Origin of the sequence: Bacillus sp. BHET2 (assembly GCF_005938125.1) — a bacterium.
Lineage (GTDB): Bacteria > Bacillota > Bacilli > Bacillales > Bacillaceae_B > Rossellomorea.
This window is the reverse complement of sequence record NZ_VCQN01000002.1, coordinates 103,538-128,482: the sequence shown is the minus strand read 5'-3', so window position 1 is coordinate 128,482 and position 24,945 is coordinate 103,538. Positions and strand designations below refer to the sequence as shown.

At 40.8% G+C, this 24,945-nt stretch carries 26 protein-coding genes; 24 read left to right on the top strand and 2 right to left on the bottom strand.

Annotated features, from left to right (window positions below):
* Positions 1-13: 13 nt before the first annotated feature.
* The 6 genes from dnaJ (at position 14) to deoC (ending at position 7,001) form a co-directional block, all read left to right on the top strand.
* Positions 14-1,141, top strand: a complete 1,128-nt coding sequence (dnaJ, locus tag FGG79_RS10300; RefSeq protein ID WP_138777977.1) for a molecular chaperone DnaJ — start codon at positions 14-16, stop codon at positions 1,139-1,141.
* 23 nt (positions 1,142-1,164) lie between these two features.
* Positions 1,165-2,106 carry a 50S ribosomal protein L11 methyltransferase gene (gene prmA, locus FGG79_RS10295; protein WP_138777975.1) on the top strand — a complete coding sequence of 314 codons (942 nt, stop codon included), beginning with the start codon at positions 1,165-1,167 and terminating at the stop codon, positions 2,104-2,106.
* 31 nt (positions 2,107-2,137) lie between these two features.
* Positions 2,138-2,890 (top strand): 16S rRNA (uracil(1498)-N(3))-methyltransferase, encoded by a 753-nt coding sequence (locus tag FGG79_RS10290; protein WP_138777973.1) that lies wholly within the window; start codon positions 2,138-2,140, stop codon positions 2,888-2,890.
* Between the two features lie 5 nt (positions 2,891-2,895).
* A complete protein-coding gene (gene mtaB / locus FGG79_RS10285) occupies positions 2,896-4,230 on the top strand; it encodes a tRNA (N(6)-L-threonylcarbamoyladenosine(37)-C(2))-methylthiotransferase MtaB (RefSeq protein ID WP_138777971.1) in 1,335 nt (444 codons plus the stop codon).
* 201 nt (positions 4,231-4,431) lie between these two features.
* Positions 4,432-6,096 (top strand): glycoside hydrolase family 13 protein, encoded by a 1,665-nt coding sequence (locus FGG79_RS10280; protein WP_138777969.1) that lies wholly within the window; start codon positions 4,432-4,434, stop codon positions 6,094-6,096.
* A 233-nt stretch (positions 6,097-6,329) separates the two neighbouring features.
* Entirely contained in the window at positions 6,330-7,001 is a 672-nt protein-coding gene (gene deoC / locus FGG79_RS10275) for a deoxyribose-phosphate aldolase (RefSeq protein WP_138777966.1), read from the top strand.
* A 35-nt stretch (positions 7,002-7,036) separates the two neighbouring features.
* Here deoC and FGG79_RS10270 read toward each other — a convergent pair whose 3' ends face one another.
* Positions 7,037-7,972, bottom strand: a complete 936-nt coding sequence (locus FGG79_RS10270) for a Na/Pi symporter (protein ID WP_171050886.1) — start codon at positions 7,970-7,972, stop codon at positions 7,037-7,039.
* Positions 7,973-8,311: 339 nt separating this feature from the next.
* Between FGG79_RS10270 and rpsU the strand changes: the two genes are divergently transcribed.
* The 15 genes from rpsU (at position 8,312) to recO (ending at position 20,280) form a co-directional block, all read left to right on the top strand.
* Positions 8,312-8,485: a 30S ribosomal protein S21 gene (gene rpsU / locus FGG79_RS10265; RefSeq protein WP_032087602.1), complete on the top strand. Its 174-nt coding sequence runs from the start codon at positions 8,312-8,314 to the stop codon at positions 8,483-8,485.
* 14 nt (positions 8,486-8,499) lie between these two features.
* Entirely contained in the window at positions 8,500-8,946 is a 447-nt protein-coding gene (locus FGG79_RS10260) for a GatB/YqeY domain-containing protein (protein ID WP_138777964.1), read from the top strand.
* Between the two features lie 205 nt (positions 8,947-9,151).
* Positions 9,152-10,462, top strand: a complete 1,311-nt coding sequence (locus FGG79_RS10255; protein ID WP_138777962.1) for an NfeD family protein — start codon at positions 9,152-9,154, stop codon at positions 10,460-10,462.
* 26 nt (positions 10,463-10,488) lie between these two features.
* Positions 10,489-11,484: a flotillin-like protein FloA gene (gene floA / locus FGG79_RS10250; RefSeq protein WP_138778839.1), complete on the top strand. Its 996-nt coding sequence runs from the start codon at positions 10,489-10,491 to the stop codon at positions 11,482-11,484.
* A gap of 30 nt (positions 11,485-11,514) precedes the next feature.
* Positions 11,515-11,967, top strand: a complete 453-nt coding sequence (locus tag FGG79_RS10245; protein WP_138777960.1) for a hypothetical protein — start codon at positions 11,515-11,517, stop codon at positions 11,965-11,967.
* Positions 11,968-12,024: 57 nt separating this feature from the next.
* Entirely contained in the window at positions 12,025-12,309 is a 285-nt protein-coding gene (gene yqfC, locus FGG79_RS10240; RefSeq protein WP_138777958.1) for a sporulation protein YqfC, read from the top strand.
* Between the two features lie 11 nt (positions 12,310-12,320).
* Complete coding sequence (gene yqfD, locus FGG79_RS10235) at positions 12,321-13,508, top strand: sporulation protein YqfD (RefSeq protein ID WP_138777956.1); 1,188 nt, start codon at positions 12,321-12,323, stop codon at positions 13,506-13,508.
* 3 nt (positions 13,509-13,511) lie between these two features.
* Complete coding sequence (locus FGG79_RS10230) at positions 13,512-14,471, top strand: PhoH family protein (RefSeq protein ID WP_138777954.1); 960 nt, start codon at positions 13,512-13,514, stop codon at positions 14,469-14,471.
* Positions 14,472-14,675: 204 nt separating this feature from the next.
* Positions 14,676-16,841 (top strand): HD family phosphohydrolase, encoded by a 2,166-nt coding sequence (locus FGG79_RS10225; protein ID WP_138777952.1) that lies wholly within the window; start codon positions 14,676-14,678, stop codon positions 16,839-16,841.
* Positions 16,838-17,311 carry an rRNA maturation RNase YbeY gene (gene ybeY, locus FGG79_RS10220; protein WP_138777950.1) on the top strand — a complete coding sequence of 158 codons (474 nt, stop codon included), beginning with the start codon at positions 16,838-16,840 and terminating at the stop codon, positions 17,309-17,311. The genes FGG79_RS10225 and ybeY overlap by 4 nt, the downstream gene beginning before the upstream one ends.
* Positions 17,286-17,678: a diacylglycerol kinase gene (locus FGG79_RS10215; RefSeq protein ID WP_240794251.1), complete on the top strand. Its 393-nt coding sequence runs from the start codon at positions 17,286-17,288 to the stop codon at positions 17,676-17,678. The genes ybeY and FGG79_RS10215 overlap by 26 nt, the downstream gene beginning before the upstream one ends.
* Before the next feature lie 249 nt (positions 17,679-17,927).
* Positions 17,928-18,326: a cytidine deaminase gene (locus FGG79_RS10210; protein WP_138777948.1), complete on the top strand. Its 399-nt coding sequence runs from the start codon at positions 17,928-17,930 to the stop codon at positions 18,324-18,326.
* The gene (era, locus tag FGG79_RS10205; protein ID WP_138777946.1) at positions 18,319-19,227 is read left to right on the top strand and encodes a GTPase Era; all 909 of its coding nucleotides are present in this window, start codon (positions 18,319-18,321) and stop codon (positions 19,225-19,227) included. The genes FGG79_RS10210 and era overlap by 8 nt, the downstream gene beginning before the upstream one ends.
* A 111-nt stretch (positions 19,228-19,338) precedes the next feature.
* Positions 19,339-19,482 (top strand): YqzL family protein, encoded by a 144-nt coding sequence (locus FGG79_RS10200; RefSeq protein ID WP_138777944.1) that lies wholly within the window; start codon positions 19,339-19,341, stop codon positions 19,480-19,482.
* 45 nt (positions 19,483-19,527) lie between these two features.
* Positions 19,528-20,280 carry a DNA repair protein RecO gene (recO, locus tag FGG79_RS10195; protein WP_138777942.1) on the top strand — a complete coding sequence of 251 codons (753 nt, stop codon included), beginning with the start codon at positions 19,528-19,530 and terminating at the stop codon, positions 20,278-20,280.
* A 550-nt stretch (positions 20,281-20,830) separates the two neighbouring features.
* Here recO and FGG79_RS10190 read toward each other — a convergent pair.
* Positions 20,831-22,204 (bottom strand): glycine--tRNA ligase, encoded by a 1,374-nt coding sequence (locus FGG79_RS10190; RefSeq protein ID WP_138777940.1) that lies wholly within the window; start codon positions 22,202-22,204, stop codon positions 20,831-20,833.
* 461 nt (positions 22,205-22,665) lie between these two features.
* Here FGG79_RS10190 and ccpN point away from each other — a divergent pair, with 461 nt between their 5' ends.
* The 3 genes from ccpN to FGG79_RS10175 all read left to right on the top strand — a co-directional run bounded on the left by ccpN (position 22,666) and on the right by FGG79_RS10175 (position 24,907).
* Complete coding sequence (gene ccpN / locus FGG79_RS10185) at positions 22,666-23,292, top strand: transcriptional regulator CcpN (RefSeq protein ID WP_138777938.1); 627 nt, start codon at positions 22,666-22,668, stop codon at positions 23,290-23,292.
* Positions 23,293-23,305: 13 nt separating this feature from the next.
* Positions 23,306-24,118: a pyruvate, water dikinase regulatory protein gene (locus FGG79_RS10180; protein WP_138777936.1), complete on the top strand. Its 813-nt coding sequence runs from the start codon at positions 23,306-23,308 to the stop codon at positions 24,116-24,118.
* Positions 24,119-24,430: 312 nt separating this feature from the next.
* The gene (locus tag FGG79_RS10175) at positions 24,431-24,907 is read left to right on the top strand and encodes a YaiI/YqxD family protein (RefSeq protein WP_138777934.1); all 477 of its coding nucleotides are present in this window, start codon (positions 24,431-24,433) and stop codon (positions 24,905-24,907) included.
* Positions 24,908-24,945 lie beyond the last annotated feature (38 nt).

Sequence of the window (24,945 nt, the reverse complement as noted above, 5' to 3'; positions counted from 1 at the left end):
GAGTGGTGTTTTAATGAGTAAACGGGACTATTATGAGATTCTAGGTGTCGGAAAAGATGCCTCAAAAGACGAAATGAAAAAAGCATACCGCAAGCTCTCCAAAAAATATCATCCTGATATTAATAAAGAAGCGGATGCAGATGAGAAATTCAAAGAAATATCGGAAGCCTACGAAGTATTGAGTGATGATCAGAAACGTTCTCAATATGATCGTTTCGGACATACGGACCCTAACCAAGGTTTCGGCGGAGGCGGAGACTTTGGTGGCGGCGGTTTCGGTGGATTTGAAGACATCTTCAATACATTCTTCGGTGGCGGCGGAGGTCGTAGAAGAGATCCAAATGCTCCTAGACAAGGCGCTGACCTTCAGTATACGATGTCTCTGACATTTGAAGAAGCGGTGTTTGGAAAAGACACAGAAATTGAGATTCCGAGAGAAGAAGAATGTGACACTTGCCACGGTTCAGGGGCGAAGCCTGGAACAAAAGTCAATACATGTTCTCACTGTAATGGATCCGGTCAATTGAATGTAGAACAGAATACACCATTTGGCCGCGTCGTGAACAGAAGGGTTTGTCACTACTGTAACGGTACAGGTAAAGAAATCAAGGATAAATGTTCAACATGTGGCGGAGCAGGGAAAGTGCAGAAGCGCCGTAAAATCGCTGTGAAAATACCGGCTGGTATCGATGATGGACAGCAACTTCGTGTAACAGGTCAAGGTGAACCAGGTATCAATGGCGGACCTGCCGGCGACCTGTACGTTGTCTTCCATGTACGCTCACATGATTTCTTTGAGCGTAACGGAGATGATATTTATTGTGAAATGCCAGTGACGTTTGCTCAGGCTGCATTAGGTGATGAGATTGAAGTTCCGACCTTACACGGCAAAGTGAAACTGAAGGTGCCAGCAGGAACGCAAACTAGTACAAGGTTCCGTTTGAAAGGCAAAGGGGTACCGAATGTACGAGGATACGGTACCGGTGACCAGCATGTACAGGTTAAGGTAGTTACTCCATCCAAACTAACCGATAAGCAAAAGCAATTATTGAGAGAATTTGCGGATATCAGCGGTCAGATCCCTGATGAGCAGCATGAAAGCTTTTTTGACAAAGTAAAAAAGGCCTTTAAAGGCGAATAACTCAGAACGGAGTTGGTAGATCAATGAAATGGTCAGAAATCAGTATTCTTACTACGAATGAAGCGATTGAGCCGATTTCAAACATTCTTCATGAATCAGGAGCAAGCGGTGTAGTCATTGAAGACCCTGCAGAATTATTGAAAGAAAGAGAAGATATGTTTGGTGAGATCTACCAACTCAATCCTGATGATTATCCGAGTGAAGGTGTCTTAGTCAAAGCGTATTTACCCGTCAATAGCTTTCTCGGTGAAACCGTCGATGAGATCAAGCAAGGCATTACCAACCTCGTTACCTATGATATCGACATTGGGGAAAACAAAGTAGAGATATCTGAAGTGAATGAAGAAGAATGGGCCACAGCTTGGAAGAAATATTATCATCCTGTGAAAATTTCTGATAAATTCACAATCGTGCCTACTTGGGAAGACTATACTCCCGTTCATAGTGACGAGCTCATCATTGAACTCGATCCAGGCATGGCCTTTGGAACCGGGACTCACCCTACAACAGTCATGTGTATCCAAGCTCTTGAGCGAATCGTTAAAGCAGATGATACGGTCATCGATGTGGGGACAGGATCCGGTGTATTATCCATTGCATCCGCATTACTAGCAGCAGATAATGTAAGAGCATATGACCTTGATGAAGTAGCTGTTCGTTCAGCCAGACTGAATGTGAAACTGAACAAAGTCCAGAGAACTGTTTCGGTGGAAGAAAACAATTTATTAAATGGTGTTTCCGGGCAAGCGGATGTGATCGTCGCGAATATTTTGGCTGAAATCATCCTTCGTTTTACAGAGGATGCCTATGAGCTTGTGAAGCCTGGAGGGTATTTTATTACCTCCGGGATTATCCAGCCTAAGAAACAAGAAGTTCGCGACTCATTGGAAGCTGTCGGATTTATGATAGAAGAAGTCATGGTAATGGAAGACTGGGTGGCAATTATTGCCCAGAAGCCAATGTAAGGGAAAGTAAAAACGGTGGAGTTGAAACTGTATGCAACGATATTTTATAAATGACCTATATCGAGAAAATGATCCGATAATGATAACAGGGGATGACTATCATCATATTGTTCGTGTCATGAGAATGAAAGAACAGGATGAAGTCTTCGCTGTTTTCAAGGATCAAGCATCAGCGATTACCCGCATTGAAACGATTTCCAGTGACTCAGTTGAGCTATCAATAGTAAAATGGGAAACATCGACGAAAGAATTACCAATTAAAGTAACCATTGCGAGCGGACTGCCGAAAGGGGATAAATTGGAGTTGATTTTCCAAAAGGGAACAGAGCTTGGAGCTACTCAATTTATCCCCTTTAATGCGGATCGCTCCATTGTAAAATGGGACGACAAGAAAGCAAAGAAAAAGGTTGAGCGTTGGGAGAAAATTGTGAAAGAAGCAGCGGAACAATCCCACCGTCTCCTTGTTCCGGATGTATCTGCACCCATTTCAGTCAAGCAATTGATTCAAATAGGAACTCAGTTTGATTACAAACTTGTCGCATATGAAGAAGAAGCAAGAGCCGGGGAAACAGGTAATCTTTATAAAGTGCTATCTTCTATCGAACCTGGGCAGAGCGTTCTGGTCGTATTCGGCCCTGAAGGTGGATTATCGGAAAAAGAAATAGAGCTGTTCGGGAGTGAGGGCTTTCTTACATGCGGTCTCGGTCCAAGAATCTTACGAACCGAAACGGCACCATTGTATGTTCTCTCAGCCATCAGCTATCAATTAGAACTTATGAGGTGATTGTAATGCCATCAGTAGCGTTTCACACTTTAGGGTGTAAAGTGAACCACTACGAAACAGAAGCCATTTGGCAACTATTTAAAGAAGAAGGATATGAACGAGTTGAATATGATTCGATCGCAGATGTGTATGTGATTAACACGTGTACAGTAACCAATACCGGTGATAAGAAAAGTAGACAGGTGATTCGTCGAGCAATCCGAAAGAATCCTGATGGTGTTATCTGTGTAACAGGATGCTATGCACAAACATCTCCTGCTGAAATCATGGCCATTCCTGGCGTTGATGTCGTGGTGGGTACACAAGATCGAAGAAAAATGCTTACCTATATTGAAGAATATAAACAAGAACGTCAGCCTATCAATGGAGTTACCAATATCATGAAGAACCGTGTCTATGAAGAGCTGGATGTCCCGGCATTCACGGATCGTACACGTGCTTCTCTTAAAATTCAGGAAGGGTGCAATAACTTCTGTACCTTCTGTATCATTCCTTGGGCACGAGGACTGATGAGATCCCGTGATCCTGAAGAAGTCATTCATCAAGCTCAACAGCTGGTGGACGCTGGGTACAAAGAGATTGTCCTAACAGGAATTCACACTGGCGGCTACGGTGAGGATATGAAAGATTACAACCTTGCCATGCTTCTTAAAGACTTGGAGCAAAAAGTGAAAGGTTTGAAAAGAATTCGTATTTCCTCTATTGAAGCCAGTCAATTGACAGATGAAGTCATTGAAGTCATCGATCAATCAAACATCGTAGTAAGGCACTTACACATTCCCCTTCAATCGGGATCCAATACGGTGTTGAAGAGAATGCGTAGAAAGTACACGATGGAATTTTTTGCAGAGCGATTGGAAAAGCTTAAGAAAGCTCTACCTGGACTTGCTGTCACATCGGATGTCATTGTCGGTTTCCCTGGTGAATCAGAAGCGGAATTCATGGAAACGTATAATTTCATTAATGAGAATAAATTCTCTGAGCTTCATGTATTTCCGTACTCGAAACGAACAGGTACGCCTGCTGCCCGTATGGATGACCAGGTTGATGAAGAGATAAAGAACGAACGTGTTCACCGTTTAATTGAGCTATCCAATCAATTAGCTAAAGAATACTCATCTCAGTTCGAAGACGAAGTATTAGAGGTTATTCCGGAAGAAATCTATAAAGATGACCTTTATATTGGCTATACGGATAATTATCTGAAAGTCGTATTTCCTGCAACGGAAGACATGGTAGGGAAGCTGGTGAAAGTCAAAATCACAAAATCAGGCTATCCTTTAAACGAAGGCCAATTTGTACGTGTTCTTGATGAAACAGAAGAAAAAGCGGCTATCTAATAGATTGAGACACCCGACGATGGTTGGGTGTCTTATTATTTTTTGCAAGAATCAAGTTTTCTATTGCTTAGTCAAGAAGAAGGTTGTAAACTATTATTGTCAATGAAATAAAGGAAATGTTCTTTTTTTTAACTAATAGTGCAAACGATTGCATTAAAATGTAAGCGTTTGTATGTTACTATACTTTGATGAGGTGTTACGATGAAAAAGGCATGGCGTAAAGAGGCGGTAGGATACCAAATATATCCAAGGAGTTTCCAGGATACAAACGGGGACGGAATTGGAGATTTACAAGGTGTTATTCAGCGATTAGATTATATTAAAGAATTAGGTATCGACGTAATTTGGATTTGTCCAATGTATAAATCCCCTAATGATGATAATGGATATGACATTTCTGATTATCAAGATATTATGGAAGACTTCGGCACGATGAAGGACTTCGATCAACTACTGAAAGAGGTTCATGGGAGAGGCATGAGACTGATCATCGACCTTGTTCTTAACCATACGAGCGACGAGCACCCTTGGTTCATTGAATCTAAGAGCTCTAAAGATAGCCGCAAGCGTGATTGGTACATTTGGAAAGATGGTAAATTAGACAAGGAACCAAATAACTGGGAAAGCATCTTTGGGGGTTCTGCCTGGAAGTATGATGAAGAAACCGATCAGTACTTCCTGCACGTCTTCTCAACGAAGCAACCTGATTTGAACTGGGAAAACGAAGAAGTCCGGGATGCCCTATATGAAACTGTCAATTGGTGGCTGGATAAGGGAATTGACGGCTTTAGAATCGATGCCATCAGTCATATTAAGAAACGTCCTGGGTTTCCTGACATGCCGAACCCAAAGAAAGAAAAGTACGTTTCTTCCTTTGATATGCATATGAACCAAAAAGGAATACACTCGTTCCTGCAGGAATTCAAGGATCGTACATATGCAAACTATGATGTGATGTCCGTTGGAGAAGCAAATGGAGTTAAGGCAGACGAAGCAGAACTTTGGGTTGGAAAAGAGAATGGGAAAATGGATATGATCTTTCAATTCGAACATCTTGGTTTATGGGATGCTGAAACAAATCCTGATTTAGACATCGTTGAATTGAAAAAGGTACTCTCCCGTTGGCAAAAGGGACTCGAAGGAAACGGCTGGAATGCTCTTTTTATTGAAAATCATGATAAACCCCGCGTTGTGTCCACATGGGGGAACGACAAAGAATACTGGAGAGAAAGTGCCACTGCAATGGCGACCATGTATTTCTTAATGCAGGGAACTCCGTTTATTTACCAGGGACAAGAGATCGGTATGACAAATGTACACTTTCCTTCGATTGACGATTATGATGATGTAGCGGTCAAAAACCTTTATCGTCTTAAACAAGAAGAAGGAGTACCACATAAAGATATTATGAACATCATCTGGGCTTCTTCCCGTGACAACAGCAGAACACCGATGCAGTGGTCAGGAGAAGAAAACAGTGGATTTACAATCGGCACACCGTGGATGAAAGTCAATCCAAACTATATAACAATCAATGTAGCTGCACAGGAGAAGGATGAAAAATCCATTCTGAACTTTTACAAAAAAATGATTCACCTAAAGAAAAAGGAAGATGTCTTCACGTACGGGGTCTATGATTTGCTCTTGGAAAATGACAAACAAATCTATGCCTATACCCGCACAGGAGAAGATCAATCCATGGTTGTCATCACAAACCTTTCTACGAAAGAAGCAGTTTGTGACTTAGGGGGATTAGAAGTATCTTCAACGAATCTCTTGTTGAATAACTATCACACAGAAGAACACGAAAATGAAAGCAAACTGTTTCTAAAACCATATGAAGCAAGAGTATACCGATTAAAATAATGAGAATTACAACCCTGGTTGTCCAATACTGGGGTTGTTTTTTGCTCTTTCTGAAAGATTGTTGTTACAATAGAAACAATCTATACTTGTTACGCATCAATATTGAAGAAAACGCTCATTAAATGATGAAAAGGTTTTCTTAATATTTGGATATACTATAAAATACTCGTCTTTTTCTCTATGATTTGGTATGATAAGAGAGGTACGGACAACTGTTAAAGGAGAGATAATGAATGACTACGAACATTGCAAGTATGATTGATCATACTTTACTTAAACCAGAATCAAAGAAAGACCAAGTGGAGGTACTTTGCCAGGAAGCGAAAGAATTCAAGTTTGCTTCTGTGTGCGTGAACCCAACTTGGGTACAATATTCAAGCGAACTATTAAGTGGAACAGAAGTTAAAGTGTGTACAGTAATCGGTTTCCCACTTGGAGCTTCCACTCCTGAAACGAAAGCATTCGAAACAAAGGATGCGATTGAAAAAGGAGCAACAGAAGTGGACATGGTCATCAATATCGGAGCATTAAAAAGCGGAGACCATGAGTTAGTTAAACGTGACATTGAAGCAGTAGTTGCAGCATCAAAAGGGAAAGCACTTTCAAAAGTAATTATTGAAACGTGCCTACTGACAGACGAAGAGAAAGTAAAAGCATGTCAATTAGCTGTAGAAGCTGGTGCTGACTATGTAAAAACATCAACTGGATTCTCTACTGGCGGCGCAACTGTAGAAGATATTGCTCTTATGAGAAAAACAGTTGGTCCTGATATCGGTGTGAAGGCATCTGGCGGAGTGCGTTCTGTAGAAGATGCACAAGCAATGATCGAAGCAGGTGCTACTCGTTTAGGTGCTAGCTCAGGTGTGAAAATTGTACAAGGTTTAACAAGCGATTCTGATTATTAATAAGAAAAAGGCTGAATGGGAAGACATTTCCTCATTCAGCCTTTTTTTGGGTTGAGATGAATGCGCTCAATCAATCGGGCATATCGATTGGCGAATGGTAGGACAAGGATAGAACAGATAATATTAAAAATGACGCTGGCGTGAGCCAATTGTAGATCCGGTGAACCGGCAAGAGATTGAACGAAGATACTAAGTAATGGGATGAGTGGAATAAAAAGAGCCACGCCTATCACGTTTAACCAAATATGGGCGTAAGCGGTAAGTTTCGCTTGGGATCCACCACCAATGCTCGCTATATAAGCGGTAATGCACGTTCCTACGTTTGCACCGAGCATAATGGCAATTCCTGCATGGAGATCAATGGAGCCTGCAGCGAGAAATCCCATCGTCACCCCTGTCACGACCGTACTGGATTGTATGATGGCCGTTAAAATACAACCAAGGATCAGAGCCAGTACTAAATGTTCGTTCACCTCAACGATATAAGAACGCAAGGATTCATGTGTTGTCAGCGGAGTCGCTAACCACTGAATGGCTCGGATAGAAGTGAATATTAACCCAAAGCCTATACAAATCATTCCCGAGCTCCTGACAGAAGGAGAGGGAAAGAAATATAATATACATCCTATGACCATGGATGGAATGATAAGATAATTCATATCGAGAGTGAACATCTCGAGGGTAAATGTTGTTCCGATATTGGATCCGAGCATAATTCCGATTGTTTGACGGAAAGGGATCAAACCGGAAGATGCAAGCCCAACAGTGAGAACCATTACGGCAGAACTGCTATGAATAAAAGCCGTTACGATCGATCCAGTAAATACACCCTTAACAGGCGTGTTCGTTAAATAGTGGAGCCACTTTTTTATTTTCACGTTGGCAATATTAAAAAGCCCCGTCCTAAGCCAGGTCATTCCGAATAAAAAGCATAAAATAAAAAAAATAAAGGCCATCCCATGTAAAATCATTGAACTCCTCCTGTAAATGAGCACGATTACTACAAATGTATGGAGAAAATTAAGGAGACATGCCTATTTATATAAGTGATTTCTGATAAATTGTTGACCTATTACGTATCATATATTATAATGGCAAAGTACATGGATTTCTTTACTAAGAGTAAAGGATTCATCCAAGAAAGACATACACTTTCTGTCCCCTTGTGACTATATTCCAAGGGCAAATAGCCATAACCTATATGGTGAAGTAACGGGCTTCGGATTTATCTTTAGCCTTAAGAAAATGGTACAAACCATTTCTTGACTTGAACATGTAAGTGTAGTGTGTTCGGAGGGAGGGAAAGAGAGATGTCAAAAACAGTTGTTCGTAAAAACGAATCGCTTGAAGATGCTCTTCGTCGCTTCAAACGCTCAGTTTCTAAAACAGGAACTTTACAAGAGTTTAGAAAGCGCGAATTTTATGAAAAGCCAAGCGTAAAACGCAAAAAGAAATCAGAAGCTGCAAGAAAGCGTAAGTTCTAAGAGAGGGTGTAAGTATGAGTCTTCTCAATCGTTTAAATGATGATATGAAACAAGCGATGAAAAATAAAGAAAAAGAGAAGCTTTCTGTTATTCGTATGCTTAAGGCTTCACTTCAAAATGAAGCAATTAAACATGGAAAACAGGAACTCTCTGAAGACGAAGAGTTGACTGTCCTTTCTCGAGAAGTGAAGCAACGGAAAGACTCCCTCCAGGAATTTCAAAACGCTGGTCGCGAAGACCTCGTGGAAAAAATTCAAACAGAACTGACTTACGTCGAAATATATATGCCTAAGCAGCTTTCAGAAGAAGAGGTCTCGGCTATTGTTCAAGAGACAGTAGTTGAGGTCGGTGCTACTTCTAAAGCCGACATGGGCAAAGTGATGGGAGCAATCATGCCTAAATTAAAAGGGAAAGCCGATGGAGCTCTCGTCAACAAACTTGTTCTTCAACATTTATCATAAGATTAAAGAAACCGGAAGGCCTTGTTGCTTTCCGGTTTTTTTAATCCTGATAGATCGATATGCCGGAGACGTACCGCCCATTTTCCCCGAGTGGGGTCATATGAGCGGCAATCAACAAATACTACCCTTGAAAAAAATGAAACTTTTTTAATAGGTCATTCGTACATAAAGTATTAAGGAATATTATCGAAACGAGGGGGTTAAAGTGAAAAGAGGTATACTAGTATTTTTTATGTTGGTTCTTGGAGTCAGTTTCATGCTGCCGTTGGTAAGCTCTGCTGAGAACTCTGAGAAGGTATACGTGATTCCCATTCAAAAAGAAGTGGAAAGAGGTCTTCATGCATTTCTAGAAAGAGCGATTCATGATGCGGAAGAAAACAATGCAGAACTCATCATCTTTGATATTGATACTCCCGGGGGATTGGTGGATGCAGCTGGTGATATCGGGCAACTTCTTGATGGTGTCGATACAAGGACGGTTGCCTTTGTGAATAACCATGCTCTATCTGCTGGTGCGTTCATTTCTCTTCATGCCGATGAAATCTATATGGTACCAAATGGACAGATAGGGGCGGCTGCCGTGATTGACCAGGCAGGAAATGCTGCTGATAAGAAAGCACAGAGTTACTGGCTTTCTGCCATGAAAAGTACCGCCGAATCGAATGGGAGAGATCCTCAATATGCACTAGCGATGGCAGATGAATCTCTCGAAATTAAAGAACTGGGGATTGATAAAGGTGAATTATTAACTCTCGGTTCTAAGGAAGCAAAAGAGGTAGGGTACTCAGAAGGCACCGTGGAGAATATTGATGCGCTATATAAAACGTTGAAAGTTGAGAAATCCTCTGTGAAGGTAATGGAAGAAACCTTTGCAGAAAAACTCGCCCGTTTTATCACAAACCCTGTCGTTGTGCCGATTCTACTGTCATTAGCTAGTATAGGATTGATTGTAGAGTTGTATTCACCAGGGTTTGGAATTGCCGGTTCTGTCGGGTTGGTTTCTCTTGTATTATTCTTTTATGGACACTTAGTTGCCGGCCTTGCAGGATATGAAACCATTATTCTGTTCATCATCGGGATCGTTCTCATAGTGGCGGAGTTTTTCCTCCCTGGTGGTCTTGCGGGGGGACTTGGTATCGGAGCAATTCTAGCGAGTATCATGTTGGCAGGGGGAAATATGATGCAAATGGGGATTTCTCTTCTAATCGCTTTACTGATTGCCGTTGCGACAGTGATTATCTTTGTAAAGGTGTTTGGTAAAAAAATGAAATTTTTCAAGAAAATCATTTTAAACGATTCAACAAGCACAGAAAGTGGTTATGTATCAAACGTAAATCGTTTGGATTTGATTGGCAGGGAAGGTATGACCAAAACTCCTTTAAGACCATCGGGAACAGTCATTATTGACGATGAAAGAATTGATGCTGTTTCAGAGGGTGGCTTTATTAAAGCCAATGAGAAGGTTAAGATTGTAAAGGTAGAAGGATCAAGGATAGTTGTAAGAGACATTTCATAATTACTCAGGAGGTAAAGAATATGGTTATCGGACCAAGTACCATCTTATTGCTCGTTGCTATCGTAGTGGGCATCATTGTGTTAGCCGTTTTATTTACATTTGTACCAGTCATGCTTTGGATTTCAGCGATTGCAGCGGGCGTGAGAATCAGTATTTTCACTTTAGTGGGGATGAGGTTAAGACGCGTTATTCCCAGCCGGATAATCAATCCATTGATTAAAGCTCATAAAGCCGGAATCACCGTTACGATTAACCAGCTAGAAAGTCACTATCTGGCAGGTGGTAACGTGGACAGAGTCGTCAATGCTCTGATTGCAGCTCATCGTGCAAACATTGAGTTAACCTTTGAACGTTGTGCGGCTATTGACCTTGCGGGTCGTGACGTACTTGAAGCGGTTCAAATGAGCGTTAATCCGAAAGTGATCGAAACGCCATTCATTGCCGGTGTGGCAATGGACGGAATTGAAGTGAAAGCGAAAGCACGTATTACCGTTCGTGCGAATATTGACCGCCTTGTCGGAGGTGCCGGTGAAGAGACGATTGTTGCCCGAGTCGGGGAAGGGATAGTATCAACGATCGGTTCATCCACAAACCACAAGAAGGTGTTGGAAAACCCGGATTTAATTTCTCAAACGGTTCTTTCAAAGGGACTGGATGCAGGTACTGCTTTTGAAATTCTCTCGATTGATATCGCTGATGTTGATATCGGCAAGAATATCGGAGCGGAACTGCAAACAGAACAAGCGGAAGCAGATAAAAATATTGCTCAAGCCAAAGCAGAGGAAAGAAGAGCCATGGCTGTTGCAAATGAGCAGGAGATGAAAGCAAGAGTTGAAGAGATGAGAGCGAAAGTTGTGGAAGCGGAAGCGGAAGTACCACTTGCCATGGCTGAAGCGTTACGTTCAGGTAATATCGGTGTGATGGATTACATGAACTTAAAGAACATCGATGCAGATACGGATATGAGAGACTCGATTGGAAAGCTGACAGGGGATAAAAAAGATCCGAAGAGTGATAAGTAATCTCCCTTTGTTTAGAAAGGAGTTTTCTCCATGGAATCACTAATCATTTTTATATTGATCGGGCTCATCACGACCATATTCAAAAAAGTGAAAGAGCCTCCTTCAACTAAACCAACAAGACAAAAGCCAATTCAAACGGCATCTCCACCCCAGCCTTCTCCACCATCAGAGAGAGAAGGAAGAGAATCGTCGAGACCTAAAGAGTCGAGAGGATACAAAAAGCCATTGAAAGAGACATCTTCCTCCATTCAAGCCATTTTTGAGGAAAAGAAGAAGGAAGCAGAAACGTATAAGAAATTGCAAGAGCAGGAAGAACGGTTTTCCAAGAAAATTGAAGCTCACCAAACACAGGCGAAAACGATTCGGGAAACGGGCTCTCCGCTCTCTATCAACTTCAAAAATGAAGATGATATCGTAAAAGGATTTATTTTTTCAGAGGTATTCGGTCCTCCGAGATCAAAAAAACGCCACCATCAAAAATAAGAGTGATGAAACCCCTTTTCATTTCATAAATATGAGATGAAAGGGGGTTCTTTTTTTATGGCGAAAAGCTTTTTTCAACATATGCGGAAATGGATGACGCAAAAAATGGATTTACCTGAAGATGTCATGATGGACCTTCCTCGCATTACCATGATTGGACAAATTCATATCTATATAGAAAACCACCGTGGTCTGTTAACATTCACAGATCGAGAGGTACGACTTCTACTAAAACAGGGCCAACTATTAATCAAGGGTGAACAATTTGTCATCAAGATGATTCTTCCTGAAGAAATTCTTCTTCAAGGGAAGATTGTAGAAGTGATCTATTTAGAACAATAGGAGGGACGGATTTGAATAATCAATGGTTTACCTTTCTTAGGGGTAAGGTATTTGTGAAAATGGAAGGCAAATTAGTGGAGAGGGTCATAAATCAATTACTCCGGGCAGATATTTCGATATGGAATGTGAGAAGAGCCGGTACAGAGACCATCACCTTTTATTTATCCTTAGAAGATGTACATAACTTCCGAAGAGCGGTTCGCACATCTGAGTGCAAAGTAACATTTCTAAGAGGTCAAGGCATGCCTTTTCTTCTGAAAAGATCCTTGAAAAATTCAGGGTTCATGATTGGTGGACTGGCTTTCTTTGTCCTCGTCTTTCTTCTTTCTAACATGGTGTGGGATATCCAGATCAAAGGTGCCTCTCCCCAAACCGAACACAGTATAAGAAAAGAGCTCGAGGAAATGGGGGTATCGAAGGGAAAGATGCAGTTCTCTCTCCCTGATGTTGAGAACATCCAACGTGAACTCTCCTACAGAATGAATAATATCACTTGGGTAGGGGTGGAGTTGCAAGGGACAACCTTTCACTTTCAAGTCGTGGAGAAGAATGCCCCCGAGCCTTCAGAATCCACAGGCCTTCAGCATATAGTCGCAAAGAAGAAAGCAATCATCACCCAGATGTTTGTTGAAGAAGGAGACCCTCAGGTGAACGTCAATGACTATGTAAGCAAAGGTCAGCTACTGGTATCGGGATTGATAGGGAATGAAAAAGAGCCTAAAGGGGTACCGGCGAAGGCGAAAATCCTTGGGGAAACATGGTATAAATCGAACGTAGAGCTACCTTTGAAATCTCACTTCGTGGTATTTAGCGGCAATGAAAAAAGAAAACATTATGTCGGAGTGGGCTCCTTCGCTATTCCGATTTGGGGATTTGAAAAAAATGAGTATAAAGAATCCATCGTAGAAGAAAACAAAAAGAACCTGCGTTTCCTAAAGTGGGAGTTGCCCATTTATTATATTGATCGAAGTATTAAAGAAAAAGAAGACGTGGAAAGAACCTATACAAAATCAGAAGCCATACATGCAGCCAAAGAACTTGCTAAAAGTAATCTGGAATCCACTCTTCCGGAAGATGCGGAAATCAGAGGGGAAAAAATTTTGCAAGAAAAGGTTGAGAATGGTAAAGTTAGGGTAACAATTCACTTCAAAGTAATCGAAAATATTGCAGTAGGACAACCAATTATCCAAGGAGACTAACGAATGTCAGATGAAATCTTAATGAAATTACAACTTGAAAACCCTAATGAAGCCATCGCTTTGTTTGGCGTTTCAGATTCTCACCTAAAATTAATAGAACAGGAATTACACGTTTCAATCGTAACAAGAGGCGAAGAATTGCTGGTTTCGGGTAAAGAAGAAGATGTAAGTCTCGCTCTTGATATTTCTGATCGACTAGTAGCTGTGATACGAAAAAAAATAAATATTGGCCAAAGAGATGTCCATTATGCCATAGAAATGGGTCGGCAGGGGACTCTCGAATATTTCACAGACTTGTATAATGAAGAAATCACGAAAAATGCCAAAGGCAAATCCATTAGGGTGAAAACTCTCGGGCAGCGGCAATACATCCAATCTATAAAAAAACACGATATGGTGTTTGGGATCGGTCCTGCAGGTACAGGGAAGACGTATTTGGCTGTTGTCATGGCTGTACATGCATTAAAGAATGGGCAAGTGAAGAAAATCATCCTTACAAGACCGGCTGTTGAAGCGGGTGAAAGCCTCGGCTTCCTTCCTGGTGACTTGAAGGAAAAAGTAGACCCTTATCTTCGTCCGCTTTACGATGCATTGCATGACGTACTTGGAGCGGAGCATACAGCTCGCCTGATTGAAAGAGGAACCATCGAAATCGCTCCTCTTGCTTATATGAGGGGCCGTACACTGGATGATGCATTTGTCATTCTTGATGAAGCCCAGAACACAACGAAAGCACAGATGAAGATGTTCCTGACCAGACTCGGATTCGATTCAAAGATGATCATTACAGGTGACCGTTCCCAGGTAGATTTACCGAGAGGAAGCGAGTCAGGTTTAATTTCATCTGAAAGAATATTAAAAAGTGTTAAAGGGGTATCGTTCATTTACCTTGATCAAGCAGATGTGGTCCGTCATCCACTGGTCGCCAAAGTAATCGACGCCTATGAAACAATAGAAAAGTAAGACCAAAAAGGATTGATCCATTCCCTGACTGCCACCCCCAGAAAGTTGTGGCACAGGGAAGGATCAATCTTTTTTTATAAGGTTAAACATAGATAAATAAGTCAAAAACTGTTATGATTTTACATAATTGCTACATTGTATCGAATGAAATCTCTTAATCTGTACGTTCCATTGAATTTGTCCATACATAACAGGGGGTTCTATATGCAAACGCACCCATTTCTGCTCAAAATCAGAAGTTTTCTAAGCTATCGACTATTTACTAATCTCTTATTTGTATTACTTGGAATCATTGTTTTCGGGGTTTTATATGGCAATGTTAAGCCGAAAACATTGGATATTAATTTGTATGAAGAGGCACCTACAACCATAAGAGCTCCTAAGAAATTTGTTGATGAGGAAGCGACTGCCAAGAAGAAACAAGAAGCCAAGGCGGAAGTGGCGAATGTCTACACCCCGAAAGAAGGAGCGATCGACAACTCTATTTCATTGCTCCGATCACTGATGGAAAGCGTTAATGAAGTGAAAAAAGAATCCGTATCTCAGGGTGGGCAAGAAGAGGATTTGAAACCGCCCACAAGTCTGGATGTCAATCAACAATTGAAGCTGTTAAAAGCTAAGTTGCCTAAAGATAAAAATAATAATGTGACCAATAGTCTAAGTGATGACGTCTTAAAGACACTTCTCTTGGCGTCAGAAGACGACTTATCACGTGTAGAAACCATCGTATCCACCCAGATGAAAATCATCATGGAGAATGGTGTAAAAGAAGAAGAATTAAATGAAGCGAAATTGAATTTAGAACAACGAATCACCAATTACTCATTTAATGGTGACCTATCTACAGCTGCAGTAAAATTGGGGAAAGTAGCTCTTGAACCAACACAATTCTATGATGCAGAAAAAACAGATGAGTTAAAGAAACTCGCTGAGGCAGATGTACAGAAGGTTGAAATCATAGAAGGTGGAGTGATTGTAGAAGATGGAGATCTGATTACGCCGAAAAAATACAGCATCCTAAAATCTTTGGGGATGGTGGATAATACATTTTCCTTTAAGCCGTATGTAGGCCTTGCCCTCTTTGTCCTGGTGCTGATCAGCTCTTTGTATTACTTCTTTTTCACCCTTGAAGTCACTGAGGAAAGAAAACAAAATTATTTGATTCTGACGAGTATTGTATTTGTCATCTCTCTATTGCTCATGAAAATTGTGGGCTTAATAGATCAGCTGGAAATCAATGATATTGCGTTTATTTTCCCTGCTGCATTCACTGGCATGATTCTGAGGATGTTATTGAACGAGCGGATTGCCATGATGATGGTGTTCATTCTTTCCGCATGCTCGAGTATCGTATTTCACCAGCAGTTTTCAGGGTCCATTGATATTGAAATCGCGATTTATACGTTATTCAGCGGAGTTTCCGGGATCTTGTTCCTTGTGAGCCGCAATCAGCGCTCCAATATTTTGAGGGCCGGAATATATGTTGCTCTTGTAAATATCTTGATACTCGGATTTTTGCTCCTTCTAAGCGGCACTTCTTATTCAAATAGTGAATATGTGTATTACCTTGTGTTCGCTCTTGTATCAGGCATCAGCTCTTCCATTTTAACGATCGGTTTCCTACCCTTTTTCGAAGCGGGATTTGGAATACTGTCTTCCATGAGGCTAGTGGAGCTCTCAAGTCCTACACAACCTCTGTTGAAGAAATTGTTAACCGATGCACCAGGTACCTATCATCATAGTGTCATGGTAGCGAACCTTGCAGAAGCAGCGTGTGAGTCCATTGGAGCGAACGGTCTCCTAGCAAGAGTAGGCTGTTATTATCATGATGTAGGCAAGTCAAAGCGTCCGCACTTCTTCATTGAGAATCAACTCAATATGGGGAATCCACACGATCGGGTATCGCCTGAAACGAGCAGAGATGTTATTATTAGTCATACTTCTGATGGTGCAGAAATGCTCCGAAAGCACAAGCTTCCAAAGGAAATAGTCGATATCGCAGAGCAACATCATGGAACGACCTTATTGAAATTTTTCTATTATAAGGCCAAAGAACAAGGGAAAGATGTAAAAGAAGAAGAATACCGCTATCCGGGTCCTAAACCACAGACAAGGGAAGCGGCCGTGATAAGTATTGCCGATAGTGTTGAAGCGGCTGTCAGATCCAAGAAATCTCCCACCCAAGCAGAGATTCAACAGCTCGTTCATTCAATTGTACAAGACCGCCTTCAGGACGGTCAGTTTAATGAATGTGATATTTCGTTAAAGCAATTAGAGACTGTGAAGAGGTCTTTATGCGAGACGTTGAATGGAATTTTTCATCCGAGAATAGAATATCCGGAACTTCAAGCAAAAGGAGAGGAAGCATGACACTATTAATCGATTTTATTGATGAAACAGAAACATTGTCCGATGAGCAAACGGGTTTGGTTCAGAATATCCTGAACTTTGCTGCAGAGAAAGAGAATATTGAGAATGAAAGTGAAGTGTCCGTCACGTTTGTAACCAACGAACGGATTCAGGAAATCAATCAGGAATATAGAGATAAAGATCAACCAACCGATGTCATCTCATTTGCTCTTGAAGAATTGGGAGAAGACGAAGTAGAAATTATTGGGGGGAATATTCCCCGTGTTTTGGGAGATATCATCATCTCTATTGACCGAGCAAAAGAACAGGCAGAAGAATACAATCATTCGTTCTCCCGTGAGCTTGGTTTTCTTGCCCTTCATGGATTCCTTCATTTATTGGGATATGATCATATTGAAGAAGACGATGAAAAGAAAATGTTTCAGAGACAAAGGGACATTTTAGATGAATATGGACTCAAAAGAGACTAGGTTTGGCTTCTTCCGGTTCTTAAAGTCTTTCGGGTATGCAGCACATGGAATCCGTTCTGTATGGGCAACGGAGCAGAATTTCAGAATACATTCATGTGTGGGAATCGTCGTATTCTTATTGGCGTACATGCTCTCAGTCTCCACCATGGAATGGATCACACTGGTTATTCTCGTGTTTTCAGTACTTTCACTTGAAACCATGAACACGGCGATTGAAAAGGCAGTCGATCTTTCTGTCAAAGAGTATCACCCTCTTGCGAAGGCCGCGAAGGATTTGGCTTCAGCGGCCGTTCTACTCTTCGCGATTTGTACAGCGATCATCGGAGGGATCATCTTCATCCCGAAGCTGGTTGAATTACTCCTCTAACGGGAAAAGAAGACAATATTTACTTAAAAATTAAAGGCTGCGGGCAAGAAATTGAATGATTTCTTGCCCGCAGCCTTTAATTCATTTGAAAACGTTCTTATACTTGTATAGAATATATGGAGCAAAGATTAAAATCGATAAATAGTTAGAATTATCTAACTATTTTATTACAAAATGATAACAGCCCATTTTCTTTTATGAAAGTTGTAGTAAAATAAATGTGTAAGGGTTAAAAGGAGAGTTATATTAATGAATGCAGAACAATTGATACAAGAAGCTAAACTAGCGAGAGAAAAAGCATACGTACCGTATAGTAAATTTAAGGTGGGAGCGGCTCTTCTGTCAAAGGACGGTAAAGTCTATCACGGGTGTAATATTGAAAATGCAGCGTACAGTATGTGTAATTGTGCTGAGCGTACAGCTCTTTTTAAAGCTTATTCTGAAGGGGATAAGGACTATTCGATGATTGCGGTAGTAGCAGACACGAATAGACCCGTCCCGCCATGTGGAGCGTGTCGTCAGGTCATTTCAGAGCTATGCTCGAAAGACATGAAAGTGGTACTCACAAACCTAAAAGGCGATGTGGAAGAATTAACGGTTGGGGAACTATTGCCAGGAGCTTTTTCACCGGAGGATTTAAATGAATAATACAGAGCACAAGTCAGGCTTTATTTCCATTATTGGAAGACCGAACGTAGGGAAATCCACTTTCTTGAACAAGGTCATCGGTCAAAAGATTGCCATAATGAGTGATAAGCCTCAAACAACACGAAACAAAGTTCAGGGAGTTTATACAACGGATGATGCTCAAATGATTTTCATCGACACTCCCGGAATACACAAACCGAAACATAAACTTGGAGACTTCATGATGAAGATTGCTCAGAACACTTTGAAAGAAGTGGATGTCATCTTATTCATGGTCAATGTCGAAGAAGGGTTAGGTAAAGGAGATCACTTCATTATCGAGAAGTTAAAAGGTGTTAAAACACCGGTTTTCCTTATTCTTAATAAAATTGACCAAGTCCACCCCGATGCATTGTTGCCAATGATCCAACAATACAATGACCTGTTTCCTTTCGCTGCGACTGTTCCAATTTCAGCACTAGAGGGAAATAATGTGGATAACCTTGTTCAGTTATTGAAAGATCAATTACCGGAAGGGCCTCAATTCTATCCTGCTGATCAAATTACAGATCATCCGGAACGTTTTATCGTATCAGAACTCATCCGTGAAAAGGTCTTGCATATGACCAGGGAAGAGATTCCTCACAGTATTGCAGTCATGATCGATAAAATGGAGAAAAAGCAAGATAAGGACCTTATTGATGTCATCGCAACGATCATTGTGGAGAGAGATTCACAAAAAGGAATTGTGATTGGCAAACAAGGGTCCATGCTTAAAGAAGTTGGGAAGCGTGCCCGTGTCGACATTGAGAATTTGCTAGGAACAAGGGTTTACCTTGAACTATGGGTGAAGGTCCAGAAGGATTGGCGTAACCGTTCTTCTACGTTACGTGACTTTGGTTTCAGCGACGATGAATATTGATGATGGAATTAACAATATTTAGTCCACATGTTTTAGAGAGAAAATGCTCATTCTAATCACAAGAAAGCTTATGAAGTCTTGCTAGTTTAAATCCAGAAAGGTGGGTTTTTTATGTTAGACTTAACTTGGAAATTTTTTTCGCAAACAGGAAGCATAGACACCTATTTGCTTTTTAAAGAGCTTGAGAAAGAGACGATAGAGGATCCTTTCAGTTTAGAGGAAGAAACAGCTGAAGTTGATTTTCCTTTAACGTGATAAGTTTGTCATCACCCGGTTGGATTGATAGCGGGAGGTGGCTATATGCTACAGAAATGTGAAGGGATCGTTATTCGAACGAATCATTACGGTGAGTCGAATAAAATTGTTACCATATATACACGGGAATTCGGAAAAATTGGATTGATGGCTAGAGGGGCAAAGAAACCTAATAGCCGTCTATCCGCCATTTCACAATTGTTTACATATGGTTATTTCATGTTTATTAAAGGAAGTGGACTTGGTACTCTCCAGCAGGGAGAGATGGCTGAATCCCTAAGGCACGTAAGGGAAGACTTGTTTAAAACAGCATATGCCACTTACATCGTCGATCTTCTTGATAAAGCGACTGAGGATCGTAAACCGAACCCATTTCTATTTGAATTGCTATACAAGACCCTTTCCTATTTAAATGAAGACTATGACCCCGAAATCCTTATGCATATTTTCGAAATGAAGATGCTCCCGGTATTAGGGCTCTATCCTCATTTGAATGGGTGTGCTGTGTGTGGTGAGTCGGATGGTGAATTTGCTTTTTCTTTTAGAGAAAATGGATTCATCTGTCATCGCTGTCTAAGTGAAGATCCTCATCATTTTCCGATATCTCAAGGTACAGTGAAACTTCTTAGGGTATTTTATTATTTTGATATCAATCGATTAGGAAATATATCGGTGAAAGATGAAACAAAACTTCAATTGAAGCGGGTTATCAGAACTTATTACGATGAAAATTCAGGTTTAACATTAAAATCCAGGAGGTTTCTTGACCAAATGGATAACCTAAAGGACTTATTCTAGCTTTATAAAGCTGCTTGTGATGATATGGATAGGCCCATTCACGTTGTGTGAATGGGCCTTATTTTTTTATTGATGAAAGTAGCTAAACCTCTTTGCGTTCACAATTTGGCGCAATGAATGGCGGAAGTGGCCCAATAAACAGTAAAAGTGGCCCAATAAACGGTGAAAGTGGCCCAATAAACAATAAAATCTGGCCAAAATAATGGAGAAAGTGCGATAAAGTAGCACAAGTATCGCCACAGCCCAAAAAATGTAGTACAATCAATCGATTCAGGTGGCTAGACGACGCCAACTATTCGAAAAAAAATAGATATTTTGATTTTTTCCTCATAAATACAACAAAAAATCCCCAAAGGCAAAAACGCCATTGGGGATTTTTTAGGTATGCTTGTCGCCTCTGAACGAGCCGCCTCCGCATTTGGTATCGGCAAGCTCCGGCGGCTAGAGGCTCGAGGTCATAAGTCAACCCTGCCACAAAGGCAAAGAACGCCTTTGTGGCAGGGTCGCCATATGCTTGTCGCCTCTAAACGAGCCGCCTCCGCATTTGGTATTAAAACTTAATTTTCTCCTGTAAGAAAGCCTTGACTTCGCTGATTGGCATTCTTACCTGATCCATTGTGTCACGGTCACGAACGGTTACTTGACCGTCCTCTACAGAATCGAAGTCAAATGTGATACAGAATGGTGTTCCGATTTCGTCTTGGCGACGGTAGCGCTTCCCGATGGATGCCGTTTCGTCGAAGTCAATCATAAGATCTTGTGATAGCTCTTCATATACTTTGAACGCATCATCAGATAACTTCTTGGAAAGTGGCAGGACAGCAGCCTTGAATGGCGCCAACGCCGGATGGAAACGAAGCACTGTGCGTGAATCATTTTCAAGCTCCTCTTCCTCAAATGCATCACAAAGGAATGCAAGGGTGACGCGATCTGCTCCAAGAGAAGGTTCGATACAATATGGTACATACTTTTCATTTGTCTGTGGATCCATGTAGTGGAAATCCTCATTTGAATGTTCCATATGACGCTTCAAGTCAAAGTCTGTACGGTCGGCTACACCCCAAAGTTCTCCCCAGCCAAATGGGAATTTATATTCGATGTCCGTTGTTGCATTGCTGTAATGTGATAATTCATCTTCATCATGATCTCGTAGACGCATATTATCTTCACTCATACCCAAATTCAGTAACCAGTTTTTACAGAATTCACGCCAATAAGAGAACCACTCCAAGTCTTCGCCAGGTTTACAGAAGAATTCAAGTTCCATTTGTTCGAATTCCCGTGTTCTGAACGTGAAGTTACCAGGAGTAATTTCATTTCGGAAGCTTTTTCCGACTTGAGCGATACCGAATGGCATTTTCTTACGCATGGAACGTTGGACATTCTTGAAATTGACAAAAATACCTTGAGCCGTTTCAGGGCGTAAATAAATTTCATTGGTAGAAGACTCTGTGACACCTTGATGGGTTTTAAACATTAAATCAAATTGACGGATTCCGGTGAAGTCGTGGCTTCCACAATCAGGACACGCAATATCATGTTCTTTAATGATTTCCTCCATTTTTTCAAATGACAGTCCATCGACGATCATTTCAATGCCTTTTTCTTCAAGGGCATTTTCGATGATTTTGTCTGCACGATGACGCGTCTTACATTGTTTACAGTCGATCATAGGATCATTGAAGTTACCTACGTGACCAGAAGCTACCCACGTTTGGGGATTCATTAAAATACTTGCATCAAGTCCCACATTGTACGGTGATTCTTGTACGAATTTTTTCCACCATGCTTTTTTAATATTGTTTTTTAACTCTACTCCTAATGGACCGTAATCCCAAGTGTTTGCAAGTCCTCCATAAATTTCAGAACCCGGGAAGACAAACCCACGGTGTTTTGCTAAGTTTACTACTTTTTCCATTGACATATAAGTCACTCCTTTTCATCATTTATGTAAATAAAAAAGCTCGTCCCTAGGCTCTAAAGCCTAGGGACGAGCTTGAAACTCGCGGTTCCACCCTAGTTGATATACATAACTTGTATACCCACTTTTAAAAGGTAAATAGCTCCGGATTGCCGTTTCCTTGCTTTCTGGGCTTTCACCATCCCCAGTCGCTTATCGATTAGCAAGTACTTATTAATCCATCATAGCATGGTTGTAAGATGAAGACATTTTATCATGAGAAAGAAATAAAAACAACTACTGAACGCTGGGAGAGAAAAGATTTGAAGTTTTTATTTAAAAAAGCTACTCTGTGTAAAGTGAAATTTAAATATAGTGTTGTCCCGATAGAATGATAATATGCTCTTTTCATTTCTCTTAAATAGTATATAATATTTAATATAAAGTATAACATAAATCGTTTGTCCGTTAGGTGGTGAGTAACAATCGAACTTAATAAGCGTCAAGAACGTATCTTACAAATAGTGAAAGACAACGGACCAATTACTGGTGAACAAATTGCAGATCAATTAAGCTTAACTAGAGCGACTCTCAGGCCAGACCTGGCCATCTTAACCATGGCTGGTTACCTGGATGCACGTCCGAGAGTGGGATATTTCTATACAGGAAAAACAGGAACACAGCTGCTGACAGAAAACCTTAACAAAATATTCGTCAAGGATTACCAATCGATTCCCGTTGTGGTAAATGAAAATGTTTCCGTGTATGATGCCATTGTGACAATGTTTCTGGAAGATGTAGGGACGCTGTTTGTCGTGGACGCCAATACGTACTTAGTAGGGGTCCTTTCCCGTAAGGATTTACTTAGAGCAAGTATCGGAAAGCAGGAACTTAGTACGTTACCTGTGAATATCATTATGACGAGAATGCCGAATATTACGGTGTGTGAAAAGGATGATCAGCTGATAGCTGTAGCGAAAGATCTGATCCATAAGCAAATCGACTCGGTTCCTGTTATTAAGAAAACCGAAAAAGGCGATTTAGAGGTAATTGGCAGAATTACGAAAACGAATATTACTAAAGCATTTGTAGCATTGGCAGATGAATATTAGAAGGTGGTGAACGATCGTGAAAGAACCGATCATCTATGTTGTATCCGATTCAGTGGGGGAGACTGCTGAATTAGTAACGAAGGCGGCGATTAGCCAATTCAATGGTTCCAATACGGTCTTAAAACGCTTTCCGTATGTAGAGGACCTAGAGCATATTGATGAAGTGATTTCCTTAGCGAAATTAAACCAGGGCTTGATTGTGTATACCCTTGTTAAGCCTGATATGCGTGCCTATATTAAAGAACAATCCGCGAAAGAAGAACTCTATGCATTTGATATCATCGGTCCATTAATGGACCAATATCAATCTTCCTACCAAAAAGAACCGCTGTTAGAGCCTGGGACGGTAAGAAAGCTTGATGATGATTACTTCAAGAAAGTGGAAGCTATTGAATTTGCCGTTAAGTATGATGATGGCCGCGATCCCCGTGGTATCCTCAGAGCGGATATAGTGCTTGTAGGAGTTTCAAGAACTTCAAAGACTCCTTTATCTCAATACCTTGCACTTAAGCGGTTCAAAGTGGCAAATGTACCACTTGTACCAGAAGTGGATCCACCCGAGGAATTATTTTTGGTTTCACCGAAAAAATGCTTCGGGCTTAAGATTAGTCCTGAAAAATTGAATACGATACGCCGTGAAAGATTAAAGTCTTTAGGCTTAAATGATCAGGCGAGCTACGCAAATATTAAACGGATCGAAGATGAGCTCGAATATTTCGAGAAAATTACAAATCGTATCGGTTGTCATGTCATTGACGTAACGAACAAAGCTGTTGAAGAAACTGCAAATGTCATTACGAATATTTATCGCAACTCCAATGATTGACCAGCATGCACCAAATGAACTTAAAAAAATGATTTCCTCAGGCAGTTAAGGGGAAATCATTCTTTTTTTTAGAATTTAACAACGAGGATAAATTCCTTGGAATTAATAAGTTTTTATAGTGGCAAAACTTGTCCGATTATACTATAATAAAAAATTGTGATAAAAATATTTAAAATAGGTTTAGACTAAACTCTTAAGGAATAAACTAATTATTGTGATATGTCAAGTCTCGTCTAAATTAAAATTCGACAATTTTAATCAATTCTCTAGGAAAGTTCATAAAGAGAGAAGGAAAATACGGAGTGATGTAGAATAGTTAGTATTAGCGAATATAAGTCCACCGTATATGTAGATGCAGATGCTTGCCCGGTAAAACAGGAAATCATTAAGTTCACACGATTGTATGGCTTTGAGATTGTATTCGTTGCTTCTCATGCCCATAGAAAGAACACACCTGATCAAGGTACATGGGTGTATGTGGATAGTTCGAAAGAAGCGGCAGACTTATACATCATGAATCATGTTAAGGCAAAAGATGTTCTTGTGACGCAGGATATAGGACTCGCAAGCCTGGTGTTGCCGAAAAAAGTTTATGCCATCTCTCCTAGGGGAAAAGCCTACAAGGAAGAGAGCATTGTCACAGCTTTGGATTACCGGTATGTCGCAGCAAAAGAACGTCGAAGAGGGAACTATGGTAAAGGTCCCAAGCCTTTTACAAATCAAGACAGAGAAACATTTTGTGCTTCCTTCGATAAAATCTTGTCGGAAATTGCAGGAGAAATTCAATAAGTACAGAATGGATTAAGAGGGTAAATAAAAACAGGTGA

Excerpts from the sequence above, each read along its gene's own strand:
- FGG79_RS10280 (WP_138777969.1), top strand. The coding sequence starts at position 4,432 with ATGAAAAAGGCATGGCGTAAAGAGGCGGTAGGATACCAAATATATCCA.
- FGG79_RS10290 (WP_138777973.1), top strand. The coding sequence starts at position 2,138 with ATGCAACGATATTTTATAAATGACCTATATCGAGAAAATGATCCGATA.
- FGG79_RS10245 (WP_138777960.1), top strand. The coding sequence starts at position 11,515 with ATGGAATCACTAATCATTTTTATATTGATCGGGCTCATCACGACCATA.
- mtaB (WP_138777971.1), top strand. The coding sequence starts at position 2,896 with ATGCCATCAGTAGCGTTTCACACTTTAGGGTGTAAAGTGAACCACTAC.
- ybeY (WP_138777950.1), top strand. The coding sequence starts at position 16,838 with ATGACACTATTAATCGATTTTATTGATGAAACAGAAACATTGTCCGAT.
- era (WP_138777946.1), top strand. The coding sequence starts at position 18,319 with ATGAATAATACAGAGCACAAGTCAGGCTTTATTTCCATTATTGGAAGA.
- recO (WP_138777942.1), top strand. The coding sequence starts at position 19,528 with ATGCTACAGAAATGTGAAGGGATCGTTATTCGAACGAATCATTACGGT.
- FGG79_RS10215 (WP_240794251.1), top strand. The coding sequence starts at position 17,286 with ATGAATATGGACTCAAAAGAGACTAGGTTTGGCTTCTTCCGGTTCTTA.
- FGG79_RS10270 (WP_171050886.1), bottom strand. The coding sequence starts at position 7,972 with ATGATTTTACATGGGATGGCCTTTATTTTTTTTATTTTATGCTTTTTA.
- yqfC (WP_138777958.1), top strand. The coding sequence starts at position 12,025 with ATGGCGAAAAGCTTTTTTCAACATATGCGGAAATGGATGACGCAAAAA.
- FGG79_RS10190 (WP_138777940.1), bottom strand. The coding sequence starts at position 22,204 with ATGTCAATGGAAAAAGTAGTAAACTTAGCAAAACACCGTGGGTTTGTC.
- rpsU (WP_032087602.1), top strand. The coding sequence starts at position 8,312 with ATGTCAAAAACAGTTGTTCGTAAAAACGAATCGCTTGAAGATGCTCTT.
- FGG79_RS10260 (WP_138777964.1), top strand. The coding sequence starts at position 8,500 with ATGAGTCTTCTCAATCGTTTAAATGATGATATGAAACAAGCGATGAAA.
- FGG79_RS10200 (WP_138777944.1), top strand. The coding sequence starts at position 19,339 with ATGTTAGACTTAACTTGGAAATTTTTTTCGCAAACAGGAAGCATAGAC.
- prmA (WP_138777975.1), top strand. The coding sequence starts at position 1,165 with ATGAAATGGTCAGAAATCAGTATTCTTACTACGAATGAAGCGATTGAG.
- FGG79_RS10225 (WP_138777952.1), top strand. The coding sequence starts at position 14,676 with ATGCAAACGCACCCATTTCTGCTCAAAATCAGAAGTTTTCTAAGCTAT.
- FGG79_RS10210 (WP_138777948.1), top strand. The coding sequence starts at position 17,928 with ATGAATGCAGAACAATTGATACAAGAAGCTAAACTAGCGAGAGAAAAA.
- FGG79_RS10230 (WP_138777954.1), top strand. The coding sequence starts at position 13,512 with ATGTCAGATGAAATCTTAATGAAATTACAACTTGAAAACCCTAATGAA.
- deoC (WP_138777966.1), top strand. The coding sequence starts at position 6,330 with ATGACTACGAACATTGCAAGTATGATTGATCATACTTTACTTAAACCA.
- dnaJ (WP_138777977.1), top strand. The coding sequence starts at position 14 with ATGAGTAAACGGGACTATTATGAGATTCTAGGTGTCGGAAAAGATGCC.